Source organism: Gottfriedia luciferensis, assembly GCF_002156865.1.
Lineage (GTDB): Bacteria > Bacillota > Bacilli > Bacillales > Bacillaceae_G > Gottfriedia > Gottfriedia luciferensis.
In genome coordinates this window covers 112,419-121,491 of the sequence record NZ_NCTA01000028.1, presented here as the reverse complement: position 1 = coordinate 121,491, position 9,073 = coordinate 112,419, and the positions used below count along the sequence as shown (strand labels likewise).

Genomic DNA, 9,073 nt, shown 5'->3' with positions numbered 1-9,073 from the left:
TGCTGCCTCCCGTAGGAGTCTGGGCCGTGTCTCAGTCCCAGTGTGGCCGATCACCCTCTCAGGTCGGCTACGCATCGTCGCCTTGGTGAGCCGTTACCTCACCAACTAGCTAATGCGCCGCGGGCCCATCTATAAGTGATAGCCGAAGCCATCTTTCAACAAAGGAACAGGAGTTCCTTTGTGTCATCCGGTATTAGCTCCGGTTTCCCGAAGTTATCCCAGTCTTATAGGTAGGTTGCCCACGTGTTACTCACCCGTCCGCCGCTAACTAATTGGAGCAAGCTCCAATTAGTCCGCTCGACTTGCATGTATTAGGCACGCCGCCAGCGTTCGTCCTGAGCCAGGATCAAACTCTCCATAAAAGTTAAGTTTAAATCTTGTATTGCTCAAAAAACTAATAATTGACGTTTACTTCATGTTTTGTTTAGTTTTCAAAGTTCACTTTGTCGCTCTATCTCTTGGCGACTTCTATATAATATCAAAGGTATTAGATTAGGTCAATATATTTTTATAAAATAATTTCAAAAAAATTTACGTTATTTTCATTTCCTTAGAACAACCTTGCAATTAAGCAGTTATTAACTCTAGCGATATGAAAATAACGCAATTCTTTTAAGTTTAAATAGTATTAGCAGATAATAATATCTTTATTATAATATTTCCTGAATCGAAACTTTTCTTTCTTTCATTAGATCGATTACTGTTTCACTATTTTCGTCTTTAATTACCGGTCTAGTTAACTCAACATTTGATCTATAAATAACTTTTCCAACTATACCGTTTGATAATAATACTCGGTCTCCTAGTTGGATATTAATTACGATTTGGTTTATTGCTTCTATTACACTAGGATGAAATTTCCCAAAACATTCCTTGTTTAAATGCTCAATTACTTGAAAATCACTTAAGTGTTCTTTGGTGAATAATACTTTGTTAAAGTAATATGCGCAGGCTCCCAATATTGAAGCATATTCGTTGATATGTGTCGATTTTAGCTTTAATGGATAGCCACTGCCATCTAGTCTCTCTTCATGTTGCAAGATTGCTATTTTCATAGGGTCGCGTAAAAATTGTACCTTCTCTACCATTCGATAGCTAAGTGTTGGGTGATTCTTATAGTCAGATTTTCGCTCAAGTTCTTCAATCGTTTTAAATTGATATTTTGCAAATCCTGCATTACATAAAGCCGCAGAAACACCGATTTGAATAATATCTCCCTTTTGATAATCTAATTTTAGAGCAATGAGTGACGCTAACATTGTAGATAACAAACTGTGATGATTAATTTTATCTTTATCATCTTTTAATGTAACGCTTGGTATTGGAATTTGTTTCATTTGTGAATTTTGAATGTAATCAATCAATGGCATTAGTACTTTTCTAAACTCAACGATATTTAGAGATACTCCCGACTCCCAACTTGCATATTGAGATTTATACATCTTCATCGCATCTTGATAAATTTTAATAAACTCAACTGAATTAGTATTACTTATTTCTGAGGTCATCTCATTATTGTCTTTTTGTTTAAGTTCTACTTCAATTTCATTAATTAAAAAAGCACGAATAACTTCTATATCCTCTTTTGTTAATTCCTTTCCCATTTCTACGATAGGATATTCTGTATTCAACTGAACAGGCTTACTTAAAATCCAACCTTCTTGCAACATTTCCGCTCGAACTCTCATTAGTTATCCCCCATTATAATAGTTTTAAAAAAAGAGAGAACTAATATCTGTTCTCTCTTTTCTTGTTATAGGATCAACTTAAAGTATTATTCTTCTGTTGTTTCAACTACTTCTTCCTCGTCATCAGATAGATCAACTTCCTCTTCTTTTGCTGCAATTGCAACAGTCGCAACATGACCCTCTTGATCGAGTTTAATTAATTTTACACCCTGAGTAACACGGCCAAGACGTGAAATTTGATCAATTGGCATACGAATGATTACACCAGATTCAGTGATTAGCATTAAATCCTCTTCATCACTTACACATTTTAATGAAATCATCTTACCGTTTTTCTCAGTAACGTTAAGTGTTTTTAATCCTTTTCCACCACGACTTTGAATACGGTACTCATCTTGTGCAGTTCGCTTACCATAACCCAGTTCTGTAACAACAAGAATATCTAAGTGTTCCTCAACTACTTCCATTCCTACAACATAATCATCGTCAGAAAGTGTAATTGCTTTAACACCAGTTGCTGTTCTTCCCATAGATCTAACATCATCTTCATTAAATCGAATCATCATACCTTTAGAAGTTCCGACAACGATATCCTTAGTACCATCTGTTAAACGAACGGAAATTACATCGTCATCTTCTTTTAGATTAATTGCAATTAATCCATTTGTACGAATATTTGCAAAAGCAGATAATGGAACACGTTTCGCAATACCTTGTTTCGTCGTAAAGAATAGATACCAGTTATCTAAAAACTCACTTACTGGAATGATTGCGTTAATACTTTCACCACGATCAATTTCTAATAAGTTAACAATAGGAAGTCCTTTAGCTGTACGGCTGAACTCTGGAATCTCATACCCTTTTGATCGGTATACTTTTCCCTTATTTGTAAAGAATAAGATCGTATCATGAGTTGATGTAGTTAGTAAGTGTTCTAGGAAATCATCCTCATTTGTTCCCATTCCTTGAATACCACGGCCACCTCTACGTTGTGAACGGTAAGTAGATATAGGCAGACGCTTAATGTATCCGTTATGAGTTAAGCTTACAATGATATTTTCAACTGGAATTAAATCCTCATCCTCTATGACTTCGAGTCCGCCAGGAACAATTGCAGTTCTTCGTTTATCATTATATTGCTCTTTTAATTGCGTTAATTCTTCACGAATAATATCAAGAACGCGCTCTTCATCAGCAAGAATTGCTTTTAATTCAGCAATTAATTTAATTAATTCTTGATATTCTTCTTCAATTTTTTCACGCTCTAAACCAGTTAAGCGTTGTAATCTCATATCTAAAATTGCTTGAGCTTGCTTTTCAGACAGATTAAATGTCTCCATTAAACCGTTTTTAGCGATTTCTGCTGTTTGAGATGCTCTAATTAAGCTGATAACAGCGTCTAAATTATCTAAAGCGACTTTTAAACCTTCTAAAATATGAGCACGAGCTTCAGCCTTTTCTAGCTCAAATTGTGTTCTACGTTTAATAACGACAATTTGGTGATCTAAGTAATGTCTTAAACAACTCTTAAGAGATAATACTTTCGGTTCACCATTTACTAAAGCTAGTAAGTTTATTCCAAAACTTGTTTGAAGTGCTGTTTGCTTATAAAGGTTATTTAAAAGAACATTAGCATTTGCATCTCTTCTAACTTCGATGACAACACGCATACCATTTCGATCAGACTCATCTCGTAAATCTGTAATACCTTCAATCTTTTTATCACGAACTAATTCAGCTATACGTTCAACTAGCTTCGCTTTATTTACTTGATATGGTAGTTCAGTTACGATGATTGTTTGTCTTCCGTTTGCTTTTTCTTCTATTTCAACCTTAGCTCTGATAATAATTGAGCCCTTACCAGTTTCGTAAGCTTTACGAATACCACTTTTACCTAAAATCATACCTGATGTAGGGAAATCAGGACCTTGGATATACTCCATTAGTTCTTGTGTAGTAATCTCTGGATCTTTACTTAATGCTAGAACTCCGTCAATTACCTCACCTAATTGATGTGGAGGTATATTAGTCGCCATACCTACCGCAATACCTGTAGCACCATTTACTAATAAATTAGGGAAACGTGCCGGTAATACAATAGGCTCTCTTTCAGAACCATCATAGTTATCTTGATAATCAATCGTATTTTTATTAATATCACGAATCAATTCCATCGAAATTTTTGACATTCTAGCCTCTGTATAACGCATTGCCGCTGCAGCGTCTCCATCGACTGATCCAAAATTCCCATGGCCATCTACTAACATATATCTGAAGTTAAAATCTTGCGCCATACGTACCATTGTTTCATATACAGCAGAGTCACCATGTGGATGGTACTTACCAATTACTTCACCGACGATACGTGCTGATTTTTTATAAGCTTTTTCGGCCGTCATACCTAAATCATTCATTGCGTATAATATTCTTCGATGTACTGGCTTTAAACCATCTCGTACATCAGGTAATGCTCGTGAAACAATTACACTCATTGCATAATCTAGGAAGGAATTACGCATTTCATGACTAATATTTATTTCTTTGATTTGTTGATTTTCACTCAACATCGGCACCTCCCTTTATTTAACGTATAACGTATCTATGTAGGAAAAGGAGCATATAGCTCCCATTCTATACTTTTATTAAATATCTAAATTCTTTACGTATTTAGCATTATCTTGAATAAAGTTACGTCTTGGTTCTACTTTTTCACCCATTAATGTTTCAAACGTCTCATCAGCTTCAATAGCATCTTGAAGATTAACTTGAAGTAATGTTCTAGTCTCAGGATTCATCGTTGTTTCCCATAACTGTTCAGGGTTCATTTCACCAAGACCTTTATAACGTTGAATAACTGGTTTTGGTACTGCGGATATATTCGACATAATTTCTTCCATTTGTCGATCATTGTAAGCATATTGTATTTTTTTACCTTGTTGGATCTTATATAAAGGCGGTTGAGCAATGTAAATATAACCACTCTCAATAATTTGTCGCATATATCTATATAAGAAAGTTAACAATAAAGTACGGATATGAGCTCCATCGACATCGGCGTCTGTCATTAAAATAATTTTATGATAGCGCGCTTTTTCAATATCAAAGTCGTCTCCAATTCCTGTACCAAAAGCAGTTATCATTGAACGAACCTCGTTATTTGATAAAATTTTATCAAGTCGAGCTTTTTCAACATTAATGATTTTTCCGCGTAAAGGAAGGATCGCTTGGAAGTGACGGTCACGCCCTTGTTTAGCACTTCCACCCGCTGAGTCACCCTCAACGATATAAATTTCGCTAATAGATGAATCTTTTGATGAACAATCTGCTAATTTCCCAGGTAAACTTGAAACCTCTAAAGCACTTTTTCTTCTCGTTAATTCACGAGCTTTTTTAGCAGCAACACGCGCTCTAGCTGCCATTAAACCTTTTTCTACTATTTTTTTAGCCTCAGTTGGATTTTCTAATAAAAACTTTTCAAGGTTTTCTCCAAAAATTTGTTCAGTAATCGTACGAACTTCACTATTACCTAACTTAGTCTTTGTCTGTCCCTCGAACTGTGGATCCGGGTGTTTAACAGAAACAATAGCTGTTAATCCTTCTCGTACATCTTCCCCTGATAAATTGCTATCTTGATCCTTGATTAAACCATTTTTACGGCCATAATCATTAATCACACGAGTTAAAGCCGTTTTGAAACCAACTTCATGCGTACCACCTTCGTGTGTATTAATATTATTTGTAAATGAGTAGATATTACTTGTATAGCTCTCGTTATATTGAAGTGCAATTTCGACACTAATTCCATCTTTTTCACCAATTACAAAAATTGGCTCATCATGAATTACTTCTTTTGAACGATTTAAATGTTCAACGTAAGATTTTATTCCACCCTCGTAGTGAAACTCTTTCTTTTGCTTGTTTTCTCTACGATCTTCAATTGTTAAGCGAATACCTCTATTAAGGAAGGCCAATTCTCTTAAACGATTTGCTAATATATCAAATTCATAGACAGTAGTTTCAGTGAAAATTTCTGAATCAGGTTTAAAATGTGTAATTGTCCCTGTAACATCTGTTTCGCCAACAATGCTCATATCTGCAACAGGTATACCTTTAGAAAATTGTTGGTAATAAATAGTACCTTCACGATGAACGTGAACTTCCAACAGAGTAGACAATGCATTTACTACTGATGCACCTACACCATGTAATCCACCAGATACTTTATATCCGCCACCGCCGAATTTACCACCAGCGTGGAGGACAGTCATAATAACCTCTAAAGCAGGTCGACCCATTTTTTCATGAATACCTACTGGAATTCCACGACCATTATCCTTAACTGTGATGCTGTTATCTTCTTCGATCGTAACATTAATCTCATCACAATATCCTGCTAATGCTTCATCTATACTATTATCAACGATTTCCCATACTAAGTGATGTAACCCTTTTCCGCTTGTAGATCCGATATACATACCAGGTCTTTTACGAACGGCTTCTAATCCTTCAAGAACTTGTATTTGATTTTCATCATAATTATGTTCCTGCATCTTTTGATCCATTGTCATGAACACTCACCTACTTTTTTTATTTTACATAAAAGAATTAGTAAATTTCAGCTATGCTTTTTAGGCGGCGTAGTAGAAATTTGATAAATTACTTAAAGAGATGTACTAATAATTGTTCCATGTGAAACATTAATAATATTTGCTTGCTTTATCGTTTCGTGTTGAATCCCGTCAACACTTGTCGTTGTTACGAAAGTTTGTACTTTATTTTGAATAGCATTTAATAAATGCGTTTGACGATAGTCATCTAACTCCGAAAGAACATCATCTAGTAATAATATCGGATATTCTCCGACTTCTTCCTTGATTAGTTCAATTTCAGCTAACTTTAATGAAAGTGCTGTTGTCCGCTGTTGTCCTTGTGATCCAAATGTCTGGACGTTTTTATCATTTACCATAAAAACTAAGTCATCTCTATGCGGACCAAGCAAAGTAGTACCTCTTGATACTTCACGCTCTTTTTCAGCCTCGAACTGTTTTATGTACTCATCTTCCATTTTCGTCAAATCTGTTAAATCTGATACATTAATGCTTGGTTTATATATAATTTCTAGTTTTTCAGTATCTCTAGAAATTTGACTGTGAATTGGCGATGCCCAATCTTGTAATAATTTGATAAACGAAATTCGCTTTTCTATTATTTTTACTGCATGTTTTACCAGTTGAGATGTTAGGACCTCAAGCATTAAATAGTTCCGGTCTCGACTAGTTTGTAATGTTCTAAGTAGTGAATTTCGTTGTTGGAGGATTCTTTGGTACTGACTTAATTCATGAAGGTAAACCGGCGAAACTTGTCCTAACTCCATATCGAGGAATTTACGGCGCACCTGTGGACTACCTTTTACTAAATGTAAATCTTCTGGTGCAAACATAACGACATTCATTACGCCTATATATTGACTTAACTTCATCTGTTCAAGATGGTTTAGCTTTGCTTTTTTACCTTTCTTTGAGAGGATTAATTGCAGCGTTACTTGTTGATTTTTCTTTTGTAACGTACCCTTTATTGTACCATATTCTTCGTCCCAACGTATCATTTCTTTGTCATTACTTGTTCGATGTGACTTTGTTAAAGCTAGCACATATATGGATTCCATTAAATTTGTTTTGCCTTGTGCATTTTCTCCGATAATGACATTAACATTATTTTGAAAATTCAACTCTAGGTTCTCATAATTACGATATTGTTTTAATTGTAAATCTTTAATATACAATGGGATTCCCCCAAAACTTATGAAGTTATAGTATACGAACCTATTCCTGTAATAGAAACAGTGTCATTTAAAACTAATTTTTTTCCTCTTCTATTTTCAGGTTCATTGTTTACAAAGATCTCATGCTCCGATAAAAACCATTTCGCCATTCCACCTGTATCAATTACACCTGCAAGTTTTAAAAATTGACCTAACGTAATATACTCTGTATTTATTTTAACTTTTTCATTTTTCATTTTTATCACCCTCAAATATCCATTTCTTAATTGTACTAAACTTCTGAAAGAAAAAAAACAGTATTCCCTTTTTTTCTCTTTAAGTAAAAAAAGGGTGACCTATTGTACTTTGCTTTCTCCAAGGATCAACAGAATAAATGACATAATTCATTCTAATAAATCTTTAGAAATTGCTAGTACATTCCGCTAGGTCAGCCCCCTTTATTAGAATTTACTAACTAGTATGTGCGAACTGGTAAAATTAATTGCAGCGTTCTTGAATCATTTGCAGTACGAATTAAAAATGGTCTCATTGCACCTGTAAATTGAATGTAAATTTCAGGGCTTTCAATTGCTTTTAATGCATCCATTACATATTTCGCACTAAATGAAATTTTTAACTCTTCACCTTTTATGTCTTCACAAACAATTTCATCTACTACTTTACCGATTTCAGGTGAATAGGATGAAACATTAACAACCGAGCTACCCACTGTTTCAAGGTGAACGACATTATTTCTTCCTTCTCTTGCTAATAGTGAAGCACGATCGATAGCTTGTAAGAACTCCTTCGTCATTACAGTAAGTTCAGTTTTACTCTCACTTGGAATTAACTTTGATGTATCTGGATAATTTCCTTCTAATAGTCGTGTAAAGAACAATATGTGTTTTGTTTTGAACAATGCTTGATGCTCAGTTAACACAATTTCTACTTTTTCATTGCCATCATCAAGGATTTTACTTAATTCATTAAGACTTTTACCAGGGATTACAACACTTGCTTTAAACTCATTAGATAATGATCCATTTTCAATTTTAGCTTGTCTTAGTGCTAAACGATGGCTATCCGTTGCGATACAAGTAAGTTCTCCATTTTCAATTTTCCAATTAACACCTGTTAAGATTGGTCTAGTTTCTGAAGTCGATACGGCAAATACAGTTTGACGAATCATAAACTTTAATAAATCTGCAGAAATTGAAATTGTTTCATGTTCTTCAATTTGTGGAAGTAATGGGTACTCCTCAGAATCAAATCCATTTAAGCTAAATTCAGTTTTTCCAGATCTAATAGTAGTTACATAATGACTGTCAGATTCTAATTCGACAAAATCAGACGGTAATTTTTTTACAATGTCACCGAAATATCTAGCATTTAATACAATACTTCCAGGTTGTTTTACATCTACTAATTGTTGATCATCTAATACTGTTGGTAAATAAGACTCTATAGAAATGTCTGAATCACTACCTGTTAATGTAAGACCTTCATTTGTAACGACTAATTTAATACCAGTTAAGATTGGTATAGTTGTTCTAGAAGAAACAGCTCTCATAACATCTTGTACAGCTTTAACAAGATATTCTTTTTGTACAGTAAATTTCATGAT

General features: G+C 34.4%; 6 protein-coding genes and 1 rRNA gene. All 7 read right to left on the bottom strand.

The annotated features are described in order from the left end of the window. Positions 1-362, bottom strand: a 16S ribosomal RNA gene (locus B7R67_RS16470); the annotation flags it as partial. 288 nt (positions 363-650) lie between these two features. Then, complete coding sequence (locus B7R67_RS16465) at positions 651-1,688, bottom strand: HD-GYP domain-containing protein (RefSeq protein WP_088072073.1); 1,038 nt, start codon at positions 1,686-1,688, stop codon at positions 651-653. 86 nt (positions 1,689-1,774) lie between these two features. Beyond that, positions 1,775-4,252 carry a DNA gyrase subunit A gene (gene gyrA / locus B7R67_RS16460; RefSeq protein WP_088072072.1) on the bottom strand — a complete coding sequence of 826 codons (2,478 nt, stop codon included), beginning with the start codon at positions 4,250-4,252 and terminating at the stop codon, positions 1,775-1,777. Between the two features lie 78 nt (positions 4,253-4,330). Beyond that, positions 4,331-6,250, bottom strand: coding sequence for a DNA topoisomerase (ATP-hydrolyzing) subunit B (gene gyrB / locus B7R67_RS16455; protein ID WP_088072080.1), 1,920 nt, complete (start codon positions 6,248-6,250; stop codon positions 4,331-4,333). Between the two features lie 98 nt (positions 6,251-6,348). Then, positions 6,349-7,470: a DNA replication/repair protein RecF gene (gene recF / locus B7R67_RS16450; RefSeq protein WP_088072071.1), complete on the bottom strand. Its 1,122-nt coding sequence runs from the start codon at positions 7,468-7,470 to the stop codon at positions 6,349-6,351. Positions 7,471-7,487: 17 nt separating this feature from the next. After that, entirely contained in the window at positions 7,488-7,706 is a 219-nt protein-coding gene (gene yaaA / locus B7R67_RS16445; RefSeq protein ID WP_088072070.1) for a S4 domain-containing protein YaaA, read from the bottom strand. 218 nt (positions 7,707-7,924) lie between these two features. Continuing rightward, positions 7,925-9,070 (bottom strand): DNA polymerase III subunit beta, encoded by a 1,146-nt coding sequence (gene dnaN, locus B7R67_RS16440; protein WP_088072069.1) that lies wholly within the window; start codon positions 9,068-9,070, stop codon positions 7,925-7,927. Positions 9,071-9,073: the final 3 nt, after the last annotated feature.

Coding starts and splice junctions, on each gene's coding strand:
- gyrB (WP_088072080.1), bottom strand. CDS start 6,250: ATGGATCAAAAGATGCAGGAACATAATTATGATGAAAATCAAATACAA.
- dnaN (WP_088072069.1), bottom strand. CDS start 9,070: ATGAAATTTACTGTACAAAAAGAATATCTTGTTAAAGCTGTACAAGAT.
- yaaA (WP_088072070.1), bottom strand. CDS start 7,706: ATGAAAAATGAAAAAGTTAAAATAAATACAGAGTATATTACGTTAGGT.
- B7R67_RS16465 (WP_088072073.1), bottom strand. CDS start 1,688: ATGAGAGTTCGAGCGGAAATGTTGCAAGAAGGTTGGATTTTAAGTAAG.